Annotated in this window: 15 protein-coding genes; 10 read left to right on the top strand and 5 right to left on the bottom strand. The window is 54.2% G+C overall.

What is annotated here, in order from left to right; genetic code table 11:
• Window positions 1-427: 427 nt before the first annotated feature.
• Window positions 428-772, bottom strand: coding sequence for a hypothetical protein (locus B2A78_RS17560; protein WP_077731409.1), 345 nt, complete (start codon window positions 770-772; stop codon window positions 428-430).
• An 813-nt stretch (window positions 773-1585) separates the two neighbouring features.
• Here B2A78_RS17560 and B2A78_RS17565 point away from each other — a divergent pair.
• From B2A78_RS17565 to cpdA, 9 genes are all read left to right on the top strand, one after another.
• Complete coding sequence (locus B2A78_RS17565; protein WP_077731321.1) at window positions 1586-2164, top strand: DUF2726 domain-containing protein; 579 nt, start codon at window positions 1586-1588, stop codon at window positions 2162-2164.
• Window positions 2161-2502, top strand: coding sequence for an ArsC family reductase (locus tag B2A78_RS17570; RefSeq protein ID WP_077731322.1), 342 nt, complete (start codon window positions 2161-2163; stop codon window positions 2500-2502). Before B2A78_RS17565 ends, B2A78_RS17570 begins: the two co-directional genes overlap by 4 nt.
• Window positions 2499-3629, top strand: coding sequence for a succinyl-diaminopimelate desuccinylase (dapE, locus tag B2A78_RS17575; protein WP_077731323.1), 1131 nt, complete (start codon window positions 2499-2501; stop codon window positions 3627-3629). The genes B2A78_RS17570 and dapE overlap by 4 nt, the downstream gene beginning before the upstream one ends.
• A 17-nt stretch (window positions 3630-3646) precedes the next feature.
• Window positions 3647-4501, top strand: coding sequence for a 3-mercaptopyruvate sulfurtransferase (sseA, locus tag B2A78_RS17580; protein WP_077731324.1), 855 nt, complete (start codon window positions 3647-3649; stop codon window positions 4499-4501).
• 181 nt (window positions 4502-4682) lie between these two features.
• Entirely contained in the window at window positions 4683-4913 is a 231-nt protein-coding gene (locus B2A78_RS17585) for an exodeoxyribonuclease VII small subunit (protein ID WP_077731325.1), read from the top strand.
• On the top strand, window positions 4903-5805 hold the full coding sequence (gene ispA / locus B2A78_RS17590) for a (2E,6E)-farnesyl diphosphate synthase (RefSeq protein WP_077731326.1): 903 nt from the start codon (window positions 4903-4905) through the stop codon (window positions 5803-5805). Before B2A78_RS17585 ends, ispA begins: the two co-directional genes overlap by 11 nt.
• Window positions 5806-5965: 160 nt before the next feature.
• Window positions 5966-7885, top strand: a complete 1920-nt coding sequence (dxs, locus tag B2A78_RS17595; protein ID WP_077731327.1) for a 1-deoxy-D-xylulose-5-phosphate synthase — start codon at window positions 5966-5968, stop codon at window positions 7883-7885.
• 1 nt (window position 7886) lies between these two features.
• On the top strand, window positions 7887-8402 hold the full coding sequence (locus B2A78_RS17600; protein WP_077731328.1) for an adenine phosphoribosyltransferase: 516 nt from the start codon (window positions 7887-7889) through the stop codon (window positions 8400-8402).
• Window positions 8403-8546: 144 nt separating this feature from the next.
• On the top strand, window positions 8547-9389 hold the full coding sequence (cpdA, locus tag B2A78_RS17605; RefSeq protein WP_077731329.1) for a 3',5'-cyclic-AMP phosphodiesterase: 843 nt from the start codon (window positions 8547-8549) through the stop codon (window positions 9387-9389).
• Window positions 9390-9415: 26 nt separating this feature from the next.
• On the opposite strand, the gene B2A78_RS17610 is transcribed toward cpdA, so the two are convergent.
• From B2A78_RS17610 to B2A78_RS17620, 3 genes are read right to left on the bottom strand one after another with little or no spacing between them, the layout of a single operon-like run.
• Window positions 9416-10609 (bottom strand): hypothetical protein, encoded by a 1194-nt coding sequence (locus B2A78_RS17610; RefSeq protein ID WP_205780818.1) that lies wholly within the window; start codon window positions 10607-10609, stop codon window positions 9416-9418.
• On the bottom strand, window positions 10606-11070 hold the full coding sequence (locus B2A78_RS26710) for a hypothetical protein (protein ID WP_077731330.1): 465 nt from the start codon (window positions 11068-11070) through the stop codon (window positions 10606-10608). The genes B2A78_RS17610 and B2A78_RS26710 overlap by 4 nt, the downstream gene beginning before the upstream one ends.
• 17 nt (window positions 11071-11087) lie before the next feature.
• Window positions 11088-11612 carry an RNA pyrophosphohydrolase gene (locus B2A78_RS17620; protein ID WP_077731331.1) on the bottom strand — a complete coding sequence of 175 codons (525 nt, stop codon included), beginning with the start codon at window positions 11610-11612 and terminating at the stop codon, window positions 11088-11090.
• 172 nt (window positions 11613-11784) lie between these two features.
• On the opposite strand from B2A78_RS17620, the gene B2A78_RS17625 reads away from it, so the two are divergent.
• The gene (locus tag B2A78_RS17625; protein ID WP_077731332.1) at window positions 11785-12504 is read left to right on the top strand and encodes an HAD family hydrolase; all 720 of its coding nucleotides are present in this window, start codon (window positions 11785-11787) and stop codon (window positions 12502-12504) included.
• Here the strand turns inward: B2A78_RS17625 and B2A78_RS17630 are convergent.
• Window positions 12483-12713, bottom strand: coding sequence for a sulfurtransferase TusA family protein (locus B2A78_RS17630; protein WP_077731333.1), 231 nt, complete (start codon window positions 12711-12713; stop codon window positions 12483-12485). The genes B2A78_RS17625 and B2A78_RS17630 overlap by 22 nt on opposite strands.
• Between the last annotated feature and the right edge of the window lie 6 nt (window positions 12714-12719).

Raw genomic sequence — 12719 nt, forward strand, 5'->3', positions numbered from 1 at the left:
GGCCGGGTTTCCACCGCGAGGAAAAAGGTGGCCACGCCATATTCCAGGCGTCGAGAAGAGACACGATTCAAGTGCTGTGCGCTGGTTCCTAAACGACCGTTGGAGAACCCATGTTGACAAGCCCGTGCGTCTCGATTAGCAGCGGCTACGGGAAAAAGCTAGAGCTTCTCGGATAAGGCGATAAGGCACCAAGCAGGAGCTTGGGCGCCAGCAGAAAGGCTCGTTTGCGATTGAAAGAGCGGCGCCGGCGCTCTCCGAGACACGGTTTCCGATTTGAAGGATCGCAGTAGCGCCGCGCGCCCTCCGCTAATGCCCTATTCGCGCGGAACAGCCCTCGATCGTCGCCTCCTGCGTCTTCAAGAGATTGTCGCAATCCCCCGGCCCCTTGAGCGGGGCCGGTGCAGGATAATTTCTACGCGAACTATCGCTAGCGGTTACGGCCACCCCCGGGGCCCATTCCTCCTCCGCCCGGCCCCATACCGCCACCTCTTCCGGTCGGAGGCTCGTCGGGAATGGTCACTCCGCGCTCCTTGGCGCGCTCCTTCATACGCTCATGGTGCTCCTTGCGAATTTGCTCGCGCTCTTCAGCCGTCTTAGCGCCGCGCATTCTATCGCGATATTCGGCACGCTCTTGCTCTGTCATCAATTGCTTGCCATAGATTTGTTCCTGTGTTTGCGAACGTTGCTGGCTCCGCTCCTGAGCCTCCGTGACTGCAACGCTCGCGGAAAGCGTTACAACACTCGCGAGAACTACCAGTGTTCGATACGCCATTATTGCCTCCTTTCGCTTGGATTGAGAGAGACGTCCGTCGGGCGTAGGAAATATCCCGGCGGCACCGAGCGCAAACGATGTGTCTCGACTAGACAATCGCTCTTTGATTTTGAACTGAGAGCATCCATCCTCTTTTATGAGCAGAATGCGCGGATCGAAAAAAGCCAATAAGCTCAATCTTCGGCCTCGTGACCCGGCTTACAGAGCACAAAAAACGACGCCGCTCGAACCGAGTTCCAATAGGCATGAGAGACTTTCGACTTTCAGGGTATTTGCACGGCTTGCGTAAAATTCCTCTTATGCGCTACCCTGCTATTGCCGCTCTAACTGTGCCTCCAACATCAGTGCATGCGGCAAGAGACCCGGCAGAAATGTCGGGTCTCTTTTTGCCGGAACAGTTCCATAAAACCCGCGCGGCTTCACGTAGAAAGTCTCTCTTGCCTATATAGACAGAATTCCCGCCTCGATTCCGTCAAGTTTCGCAAAAATCCTTTGAAACTTATTTTTTCGCACCCCGGCCGGTAGCTCGTGCGAGTCGCAAAGGATAAGGACGGGTCGACTGCAGCTCTTTCCACCGCATCGAGATCTTCTGCTTGGACAAGCTGGATCGCTGCCTGTTTCGACCTGTCACACGAGGTAACCGCTTTCGGTATAATGCGCGGCAAACTAAACAATCATCGTCTACCAGCTCCCTGGTAAATATTCGAGCCGAGTTGTCCTTTCCAGCATTTGCTGCTCTTTTCGATGGATGGGTGCCCGGCGCTTTTCCGACGAGATCCGCTCTTGGGGAACACGGCGTTTTGGAGAAAATGAATGAATTGGTTGATTCTTGTCGGGATCGCCGCTCTTGCTGCCTTGCTGCTGTTCGTCCGAAGCTCGTCGAGATCGTCCGAAAAGGCACGAAAATCCGCATATCGCAGAGAGGATTTTCTGTTTTCGTCCGAAGAACGGGTTTTCTTTTTCGCCCTAAAACAGGCCGTCGGCGACGACTATGAAATTTTTGGCAAAATTCCCGTAATCGAGCTCATTTCCCAACGCGACGAAGGTGCAAGCGATGGCGCAAGAAAAGCCTTCGAGCAAGTTGGCGACCGATGTTTCGATTTTGTCCTGTGCGGTAAAACCGATCTATCCGTCGCTTGCGCTTTGGAACTTTACGAACATTCCGTATCCGGAAAGCGAACCGCCGCAACACCGGCTGATCCCTTAAGAGCGGTCTGCGACGCCGCTGGTCTGCCTTTGGTGCGAATCGAAGCCGGACCGTTTTACGACGCAATGGAAATCAAACAAAGCATTGCTTCGGCTGTCCGCAAGGAGCCCTTGTATCTGGTCGAATCGGACGGCCGTAAGGAGCCTCGAATTTCCAGTATCGAAGATATCGAGTTCGACCCATGATTGTTCTCTACGGCATTCGAAACTGCGATACATGCAAGAAGGCGCGCGCCTGGCTAGATGCGCGCGGCCTAATCTACCGTTTCCACGATTTCCGGGAGGACGGATTGGAGTTATCCGTCCTCGAAGACATCGAACGCGCTCTCGGGTGGGAATTGCTCCTTAACCGACGGAGCACAACTTGGCGCCAACTCTCCGATGCCGACCGGCTGGATCTAAACCGCGAAAAAGCGCTGCAATTGATGGTTCGGCTCCCGACACTGATCAAGCGGCCGGTATTGAAAGCAAACAATAAAATTTTGAGCGGATTTTCGCCGGAGCAGTACGAAAAGACACTATGAGCGATACCTTGGATTTGACCGTCGAGCTGATTCGGCGCCCTTCGGTTACGCCCGACGATGCAGGCTGCATGGATTTGATCGCTGCCAAGCTGGAGCCCTATGGTTTCAAAACCGAGTGGCTCAATTTCGCCGATACAAGAAACATCTGGCTGAGGCGAGGCGAATCGGCACCCTTGCTCTGTTTTCTGGGCCATACCGATGTAGTGCCCGCGGGTCCTTCGGAGGACTGGAACTCGCCGCCCTTCGAACCCACTATTCGCGACGGTCAGCTCTACGGAAGAGGCGCGGCGGATATGAAAAGCGGCATCGCCGCCATGACCACGGCGCTGACGCGATTCGTCAGCAGGTACCCCAATCATAAAGGCTCGATTGCCCTGCTTCTCACCAGTGACGAGGAAGGCGCGGCGACGAACGGTGTGGTCAAAGTCATCGAAACGTTGAAGAATCGGGATGAAAAAATCGACTGGTGTCTCATCGGCGAGCCCTCCAGTTTCGTTTCGCTAGGGGACGTGATCCGTATCGGTCGCCGCGGATCGCTATGCGGCGTCCTGCGCATATTCGGCGTGCAAGGCCACGTGGCTTACCCGGACAAAGCGGAAAATCCGATTCATCGATTCGCGCCCGCCTTGTCGGAGTTGACCAGCGAGGTCTGGGACCAAGGCAACGAGTATTTTCCGCCCACCAGTTTCCAGATATCTAATATTCAGGCCGGAACCGGCGCCGAAAACGTGATTCCGGGACGGCTCGAGGTCCTGTTCAACTTCCGTTTTTCGACGGCATTGACGGAGGATCAGATAAAACAGCGCGTTCACGCCATCTTGGACAAACACGGTTTGCGGTACGAGCTGAACTGGCGGCTATCCGGCGCGCCCTTCCTGACGACCCAACCGGAACTGATCGAGGCCACGCAAAAGGCGCTTGAAACAGTTCTTATGCGACGCGCAAGTCCGGACACCGGCGGCGGCACCTCCGACGGGCGTTTCGTCGCGCCGACGGGAGCACAGGTCGTCGAACTGGGACCGATCAACGGCAGCATTCACAAAGTCAACGAACACGTACGTATCGAGGATATCGACAAGCTTTCAAAGGTTTACGAGCAGGTGCTCGTTAACCTGCTTGCTTCTTAGAGGATAGAGACCCAATCATGGAAAAAGACCTGCAATCTCCCCTGGTCAGTGCGGAATGGCTCGCTAAGCACCTTCATACCTCCGACATCGTCATACTCGATGCCACATTTTTCCTTCCCAACCAAGGGCGCGATGCAGAGCAGGAATATTTCGCTGCGCATATTCCGGGAGCCCGATTCTTCGATATCGACGCCGTTGCCGACCAAGGCAATTCGCTGCCGCACATGCTGCCCTCCCCCGAGTTCTTTGCCGCATCGGTCGGTCAACTGGGCATCGCTAATCAGACCCATGTCGTCGTTTACGACAACAACAGCTTCATGGCTTCGGCCCGAGTCTGGTGGACCTTCCGCGTGTTCGGCCATGATCGAGTGTCGGTTCTGGATGGCGGACTGGAAAACTGGAAAGCGAAGGGATTCCCCGTCGATACAAGCCGCGTCACCGCCGAAACCCGACCGTTCAAGACCACGTTCGACCCTAGCTTGGTCCGGAATCTCGACGAAATGAAAGCACTGATCGGCAGCACCGCGACGCAAATAATCGATGCCCGCTCGCCTGGGCGATTCGCCGGTAGGGAACCCGAACCTCGTCCCGGCATTCGGTCGGGCCATATTCCCGGAAGCAAGAACCTTTTCTTCAAGAGGCTGGTCGACGAGTCGACGCAGTGTTTGAAGCCCGCTGCCGAGATCCGAAAAGAGTTCGAGGATGCCGGCACCGATTTCGAGAAGCCGATCGTCACCACATGCGGAACAGGCGTAACCGCATCGGTACTCGCTCTCGGCTTGTATTGTCTCGGTCGTGAATCCGTCGCCGTCTACGATGGTTCATGGACCGAATGGGGCGGTCTAAGCGACACCCCTGTAAGCGTCGGCTAGTAGTCTCGAAAGCGGCCAATTCGGATCGATAGGACGTTTTTTGACCTCCCTTTCGTCACTCTATGCGAATCAGTCGAGCGATAGAACGAAAATCCGACTATTTTTATCAAGTTCCAACATCTGAGATAATGGCCGTTCGCTCTCAATCGAAGCGTTGGAATCGTCCGTCGGATACGCCGATATGGCCAAAAAGAACCTGAATTTCGAAGAGGCCCTGGCCGAACTGGAGCAATTGATCGAGCGTATGGAACAAGGCAGCCTTCCCTTGGAGGAATCGCTAAAGCTGTTCGAGCGCGGGGTTCAATTGACCCGTTTCTGCCAAAAAGCTTTGAAAGAAGCTGAACAAAAGGTCCAGATTTTGCTGGAAGAAAACGGAGAACCTACCTTAAAGCCCTTTGCCGATGAATCTTGAAACCGATTTGAATCACTTCATGCAGATCTGCCAGGCACGGGCAGAATCGGCCTTGGATCTCAGGCTGCCGGCGGCAAGCCGAATGCCCGAGCGTTTGCATCAAGCGATGCGCTATTCCGTCTTGGGAGGCGGAAAAAGACTGCGTCCTTTGTTGACGTATGCGACCGGGCAAGCCGTCGGCGTTCCCTGGGAATGCCTCGATGGCCCCGCCTGCGCCGTGGAATTCATCCACGTCTATTCGCTGATCCACGACGATTTGCCCGCCATGGACGATGACGATCTGAGGCGCGGCAAACCGACCTGCCACATCGCATTCGATGAAGCAACGGCGATCCTGGCAGGAGATGCCCTGCAAGCGCTGGCTTTTCACGTTCTGTCCCACGATCCGTCCATTGCGGTGCCTGCCGGTAGCCGGCTTGCGATGATCGAGACCTTAGCAACGGCGAGCGGATCGTTCGGCATGGTCGGCGGTCAAGCCATAGACCTCGATTCGGTTGGAAAAACTCTGGATCTGCCGAGCTTGGAGAATATGCACATTCGAAAGACGGGAGCCCTGATTCGCGCCAGCGTCAAACTGGCGACTCTGGCGAATCCGTCGCTCGATGGTGACATCGCCGAAAAACTGGACCATTACGCCAAGTGCATCGGCCTGGCATTCCAAATTCAGGACGACGTCTTGGATGAAGAAAGCGATACCCAGACTTTGGGCAAGACCCAAGGCAAAGACCGGGACAATAACAAGCCCAATTACCCCGCACTTTTGGGATTGGCGGGCGCGAAGCAAAAGGCGCGCGAGCTGCATGAAGAGGCTTTGGACACGTTATCCGGTCTTGGTGCCGAGGGCGAAATCCTGCGTGCGCTGTCGCTTTTCATTATCGAACGGCGCGCCTAAGCCCTTACGGCGAAAGCTATATCGCTTCCTTGAAACGGCATCCGCAGAACAAACTATCCTTGAAAGCTAAAACTTCGAGTTTCATAATTGGTCGGCTCATGCCTGATTCAGGATCATCTTTTACCCGCGAATAAGCCTGGTTTGAAGCCTCACAACATCAATGAATAAAGCGAACGAATACCCTCTCCTACAAACCGTCGGCAGTCCCGCGGACTTACGCGCCCTACCCGAAGATCAATTACCTCAACTCGCTGAGGAACTGCGCGCTTTTTTGCTGGATAGCGTAAGTCAGTCGGGCGGTCATTTGGCAGCCGGATTGGGTGCGGTCGAACTCACCATCGCGTTGCACTATGTCTTCGACACGCCTGAAGACAAGCTGGTTTGGGATGTGGGCCACCAGGCTTATCCCCACAAGATCTTGACCGGCCGCCGCGAAAGGTTGCTTTCCATTCGCAAGAAGAACGGACTCTCCGCATTTCCGAATCGGGATGAAAGCCCTTACGACTGTTTCGGCGTCGGTCACTCGAGCACATCGATCAGCGCGGCGCTCGGAATGGCGATTGCCGCGTCGCTTCGTAAGCGCGACACCCATGCCGTTGCTATCATCGGCGATGGCGGCTTGACGGGCGGAATGGCGTTCGAAGCGCTTAACCATGCCGGCGTGCTAGACGCCAATCTACTCGTCGTCCTCAACGACAACGAGATGTCCATATCGCCCAATGTTGGAGCGCTCAATAATTATCTGGCAAGACTTCTCTCCAGCAAGTTCTATTCGACGGTGCGGCAGGGCAGCAAGCAGATTCTGATGCGAAGCATGCCCAGCGTATGGGAGCTCGCGCGCCGCGCCGAAGAGCACGTCAAAGGCATGGTCGCCCCTGGGACCTTGTTCGAAGAATTGGGTTTCAACTATATCGGGCCGGTCGATGGCCATAATCTCGATACGTTGATTCCGACCTTGCGTAATTTGCGGGATTTGCCCGGTCCCCGGTTTTTACACGTCGTCACCAAGAAGGGCAAAGGGTATTTACCGGCCGAGAAAGACCCGGTCGCTTACCACGGCGTTTCCTCCTTCGATCTCAGCAAAGATCATCTGCCGAAGTCCAAACCGGGAAGCCCGAGCTTCACCGAAGTATTCGGACAATGGCTGTGCGACATGGCGGCAAGGGATAATCGCCTGCTCGGTATCACGCCTGCCATGCGGGAGGGCTCCGGGCTCGTGGAATTCTCGACTCGGTTTCCGGACCGTTATTTCGATGTCGGGATCGCCGAGCAACACGCGGTAACCTTGGCCGCCGGCCAGGCCTGCGAAGGTTACAAGCCGGTGGTCGCGATTTATTCGACCTTCTTGCAGCGTGCCTATGATCAACTCATACACGACGTAGCGCTTCAGAATTTGCCCGTCCTGTTCGCCATCGATCGCGCCGGGCTGGTTGGCCCCGATGGACCGACTCACGCCGGAAGTTTCGACATAAGCTTCATGCGCTGCATTCCGAATATGGTGATCATGGCGCCGGCCGACGAAAACGAGTGCCGGCAGATGCTTTTCACCGGATTCCAGCATAATGGTCCCGCTGCTGTCCGTTATCCCCGAGGCAAAGGTCCCGGCGTTTCGGTTGTCGCTGAGATGACCGCTCTTCCGATAGGTAAAGGTGAAATCCGGCGTCGCGGCAAAAGGATCGCGATACTCGCGTTCGGGACTTTGCTCGCCCCCTCGATCGAAGCCGGAGAAAGGATTGACGCTACCGTGGTTAACATGCGTTTCGTGAAACCGCTGGACGAAGCGCTGATTCTGGAATTGGCGAAGACTCATGAAATATTCGTGACGGTCGAAGACAACGCCATCGCCGGAGGGGCCGGCAGCGGCGTCAATGAACTACTGCAATCTCGCCAATGTTATGTTCCCGTACTCAATGTCGGTCTGCCGGACCAATTTCTCGATCAGGGCAGTCGCGAAGAATTACTGACGCTTTGCGGCCTGGATTCCGATGGCATCACGGAAACCATCGAGCAGTACGTGGGAAACCTCGATGCCCTGAAGCCGGCTTCGCCCCGTGTTACGGTGGCCACGCGAGGCCTATGATATGGAAAAGCTCAAAGCGGCCATCCGGGATATTCCGGATTTTCCAAAGCCGGGCATTCTCTTCAAGGACATCACGCCTCTAGTCAAGGATCCGGTCACATTGAGGTTGGCGGTGCACCATTTGTTGCACCCATACCTCGGCCGGGAAATCACTGCGGTCGCCGGCATGGAAGCGCGCGGCTTTATTTTTGGCTCGTTGGTCGCCTGGGAGTTGGGCGTAGGGTTCATCCCTCTTCGAAAACCCGGAAAACTCCCTTATGACGTGCAAACCATTAGTTACGACCTCGAATATGGATCCGCTGCGCTCGAGGTGCATATCGATGCGTTGGGTCCCGAAGACAAGGTTCTCTTGGTAGACGATCTGTTGGCTACCGGTGGCACGGCTAAAGCCAGCTGCGAGCTGGTCGAGTCTTTGGGCGCGGAAATCGTCGGTTGCGCGTTTGTCGTGGAGCTCGATGAGCTGAAAGGACGGGATAAATTGGAACGATACTCCGTCCATTCACTCTTACACTATTAATTGCGCAACAACGCTGTCATTAACCGGTGAGCATACTTCGTACGGCGCATTTCTTCTGTCCGACAATGCCGTGGCTTCATTCTTATCAGTGAAAATAGTGCCTGCGTCCGTACCCAACGGCGTGCCCAAGCGGCCGAGATTCAGATGAGCAGCGCCGGGCACATCGGGAGCACGGATGCGCCGTCAAGCCGAAAAACGGTGGTCGCGCGTATCCTCCACATCACCGACTTTCACTTTCTTGCCGAACAAGGCCAAACATTGCTTGGGGTGGAAACCGAGCTGAGTTTTGCGGCTGTTGTCGAACGCGCCAACCAGACCCCTTGGCGACCGGATCTGGCTCTCCTGACGGGCGACCTGGTTCAGGACCCGTGTGTTTCAAGTTATCAACGGCTTAAACAACGGCTTACCGCCTTGGATGTCCACTGCTACTGCCTTCCGGGTAATCATGACGATCCTCGGCTCATGTCAGAACTTTTGCCGTCCGAGAATGTTCATGTCAGCCCGCAGATACTCCTGGACAAATGGCAGATCATTTGTCTGGACAGCACCATCAGCGGCAAGCCTAACGGGCGCTTGTCAGATGAACAGCTTCGCTTACTCGAAATTTCGCTGACCGAACACTCCGACCGTTATGCCCTTATCGCGCTTCACCATCACCCTATCCCCAGCGGCAGCCTGTGGATGGATACCATGGTGCTGGAAAATGCGGACGAGTTTTTGACGATAACTCAGAAATACCCTCACGCTCGAGTCGTCGTATTCGGCCACGTACATCAAGCGATGGACGAGGTATACGGACGGCTGCGTCTACTCGCCTCCCCTTCAACGTGCTTTCAGTTCAAACCCCTAAGTCCGGATTTTGCCGTCGACCGGGCTCCTCAAGGCTACCGATGGATTGAGCTTTACGCCGACGGAACGATAGATACCGGCGTGGAGCGGCTCGCTGAGATGCCGGCAGGTCTGGAGTTCACGTCAAAAGGATATTGACGGCATTACTGGTTTGCATTGAACTGCTAAAAGCGAAAGGAAAGTTCCAGCGCGAATAAATCCCAGTCCGGGTCGAGTTTTTGTGGATCCGGATTCTCCGTGTCCGCAAGCCAGCCGGTGCCGTGTACACGATGATACTCCGCCCGCGCCATCCAGTTTGGGGTAATGTCCCAACGCAGACCGACCGTCCAATCCTTAGCGAAGCGACTGGAGCCTGGCCTACCGGTTCGCTGTTCGTACTTTTCGCCGTAACGATCGTTGATATCTTGATAAAGTACATCATAACGAACCATCATCTCGATTTCGTCGGTGAGGCGATATGTGCCTTGAACATAGTAACTTTCTCCCGTCGCAGCCGTGTTCGGAAGCAATGGGCCAAAATGTTTCAGGCGGGTATTGCGTAATGCATATTCACCAGTTAACGATAGACGCTCGCCATTGTACTGTGCCGAAAAGACATACGGCTGAAACCGAACATCCCCATTGGAAAAAAAATCGTTTTGGCCCGAGTCGTAGCCCGCACGTGCCGAGGCAGCGGTAAATGCGAGACGAATGAGACCGCTCTGGTATTCGTAGAGAAGCTGACCGAGATAAGATAGATTTCCGTTGAATTCACCTGGCCTATTCCTGCCAAGCATCGATGCCTCCAGAGACTTGTCGACCGTCGGCACTCCGACATTCATCCGTAATGAAAATGCGCCGATAGGACTTTCATACTCACCGTATGCTTGGCCTCCGTCCGACGAAAGTGCAAAGTTGCGAGTACGGTCGAAATAAATACTCTGCGGCAAAAAGATGGAAGGACGAGTAAAAGCTACGTCACGAGTCTCGTTATATAATCCAAGCGGGTTTTTTACCCGCCCCAAACGCAGTCCAGCGCGGATCTCTGCAGTTTCGAAAGCCGTAAAATCAAGTACGCCGTAATCCAACCGCACCTCTTCATCTTCCAACTCTCCGGCGCGGCGGTATAACACTTGGGCCGCCAAACCCAAGCGGCTCAATGGACGCAATGAGACGTTAAACCCAGCCTCGGTAAAGTCCAAACTTCCGTCTTTACTGTCTCCGTAAAAATTATTTTCGGAGGTCAAAACAAAGTTTTGGCTAATAAAGCCGTGGTATTGGAAAGTATCTTTCCAATCGGCAAACGCGTTATGGCAGCTACAAAAAATTAGCGAAACGACCGTAAACCGGACCTTCTTGGGACGGAATAAACTTGTCATTGGGTGACTTCACGAATGGTAATCGAGCGTACACTGCGGTCGATTTCCGCATCGGGTAGGTAGCCAATTGCTCCGGGTGTCTTCGAAATCAACGTGCGCATTTCCTCGACAGTTGATACAGTTTCGGGGGCTTGTCCGGTACCGGAAAACACTTTGCGATCCCAGGTTTGTCTGAGCTGGTGTGCAAACATTCCTAGATGTTTCTTGCAAAACTCTTTGTGGATTGGGCTGCTGTCCGGCAGTACGAACACGACTACAGGAGTTCCGTCCCGCCATGAACGCTGTGACATTGTGAATAATGCCCTAGCCTCCTGTTGGCTGATTTCGGAAACGGGAGCATTCGGGTGTACAACTACGGCTTGTGAAGCCGCCGTTTTGGAAGTGAATAGAAAAATGGCTAGCGTAATGAAACGCGCGACAAACGGAAAATAGCGCGTAGACTCCAAAAGCGGGAAGTTCAAAATCGGTTTTCGCGGCGCTAGGTTTTTCGGCCAGCGGCCAACGAATCAGCAGGACTGGTTGAAACTGTTCCAGGCGTCAGATAATTTCCCAGTTCCGTTAATGCTTGACGATAGACTTGTCGTTTGAAATACACTACATCACTCACCGGGTACCAATAATCAACCCAACACCACGCGTCAAATTCCGGTCTTTCGCTACAATCCAAGCGAATCTTGGACTCCTCGCTGGACAACCGCAGGATATACCAGAGCTGCTTCTGCCCTATGCAAAGCGGAAATGAATGTTTTCGGATATAACGTTCAGGAAGATCGTAACGCAACCAATCTCGGGTTCGTCCGATGAGTTGCACATCGTGCTTCTTCAGCCCGACTTCCTCATACAATTCTCTGTACATTGCAGCTTCCGGCGCTTCATTTAATTTTATACCGCCTTGGGGAAACTGCCAGGAACGCATGCCGACCCGCCTTGCCCAGAACACACGGCCATCGTTATTACACAAAACGATACCCACGTTTAGGCGATAACCATCCGCGTCGATCATGGTTAGAGTTAAATCCTACTACTGTCCTCGGTGATATAATCCCAGCCTGCTGGATCTGACCGATATCCGAGCGTCGCCGTTGAGACTTGCTTACGGCTTTGCAGCACTCAGTTGATCCTTTTTAGCTTTTTACTTTCTGCGCAAGCATTCGAATCGAATTTAAAGGAAACGCGTGAGTCTGGCAATATTTGACCTTGATAACACCCTTTTAGGTGGCGATAGCGACTATCTGTGGGGGCAATTTCTGGTCGAGAAGGGAATCGTGGACCGAAAGCATTACGAAGAGGCCAATGCCCGGTTTTACGAGGATTACAAGAACGGTACGCTCGATATCGTCGAGTTTCTGGAGTTCGCCTTAAGCCCTTTGGCCGACAATCAGCTTGATGCTCTGCACGGATGGCGTGCCGCCTTTATTGAAGAGAAAATCAGACCGATATTATTGCCGGCTGCCACGGCACTCATTGAAAAACACCGCCGCGCGGGCGATGTCCCGATCATTATCACCGCTACCAATCGCTTCGTGACCGAGCCGATCGCCCGGCTTTACGGCGTCGAACATCTCATCGCTACGACACCGGAACTCGAGAACGGCCATTACACCGGCCGATTCGTGGGCACTCCGTGTTTTCGTGAAGGCAAGGTGCAACGTTTGAAAGAATGGTTAGGGGAGAACGATCACGACCTGGCGAATAGCTGGTTTTACAGCGACTCACACAACGATCTGCCGCTGCTTTCGCTCGTAGGCTTCCCCGTTGCCGTGGATCCTGATGAGAAGCTTGAGACATTTGCCGCCCGGAACAGCTGGCCGGTTATAAGTCTCCGCAACGGTTCCTGTCCGGAAGACCATGCCAGGCGACTGAAAAGAACGCATCAAGCCTTGCGGATCAAGTAAAAGAAAACGCCGGTTTCCTCCCTCTGGTCCAACATTTGATGTCCAGCCTGCTCCAGAAAAACTCCAAAGTCCAGAACAGAGGCCGGATCGGTGGCCAGGACTCGGATTACCTGACCGGTTTCCATCGACTGCAAAGCTTTTTTTAATCGTAAGAGCGGCAGAGGACACATCAATCCTGAGGTGTCTATTTCAAAATCGACTTGCACCATTCACCG

The sequence above is a fragment of the Methylocaldum sp. 14B genome, from assembly GCF_002005105.1.
GTDB lineage: Bacteria > Pseudomonadota > Gammaproteobacteria > Methylococcales > Methylococcaceae > Methylocaldum.

Coding starts and splice junctions, on each gene's coding strand:
- B2A78_RS17560 (WP_077731409.1), bottom strand. CDS start 772: ATGGCGTATCGAACACTGGTAGTTCTCGCGAGTGTTGTAACGCTTTCC.
- cpdA (WP_077731329.1), top strand. CDS start 8,547: ATGAGCAGCGCCGGGCACATCGGGAGCACGGATGCGCCGTCAAGCCGA.
- sseA (WP_077731324.1), top strand. CDS start 3,647: ATGGAAAAAGACCTGCAATCTCCCCTGGTCAGTGCGGAATGGCTCGCT.
- B2A78_RS17565 (WP_077731321.1), top strand. CDS start 1,586: ATGAATTGGTTGATTCTTGTCGGGATCGCCGCTCTTGCTGCCTTGCTG.
- ispA (WP_077731326.1), top strand. CDS start 4,903: ATGAATCTTGAAACCGATTTGAATCACTTCATGCAGATCTGCCAGGCA.
- dapE (WP_077731323.1), top strand. CDS start 2,499: ATGAGCGATACCTTGGATTTGACCGTCGAGCTGATTCGGCGCCCTTCG.
- B2A78_RS17620 (WP_077731331.1), bottom strand. CDS start 11,612: ATGATCGACGCGGATGGTTATCGCCTAAACGTGGGTATCGTTTTGTGT.
- B2A78_RS17630 (WP_077731333.1), bottom strand. CDS start 12,713: ATGGTGCAAGTCGATTTTGAAATAGACACCTCAGGATTGATGTGTCCT.
- B2A78_RS17570 (WP_077731322.1), top strand. CDS start 2,161: ATGATTGTTCTCTACGGCATTCGAAACTGCGATACATGCAAGAAGGCG.
- B2A78_RS17585 (WP_077731325.1), top strand. CDS start 4,683: ATGGCCAAAAAGAACCTGAATTTCGAAGAGGCCCTGGCCGAACTGGAG.
- B2A78_RS17600 (WP_077731328.1), top strand. CDS start 7,887: ATGGAAAAGCTCAAAGCGGCCATCCGGGATATTCCGGATTTTCCAAAG.
- dxs (WP_077731327.1), top strand. CDS start 5,966: ATGAATAAAGCGAACGAATACCCTCTCCTACAAACCGTCGGCAGTCCC.
- B2A78_RS17610 (WP_205780818.1), bottom strand. CDS start 10,609: ATGACAAGTTTATTCCGTCCCAAGAAGGTCCGGTTTACGGTCGTTTCG.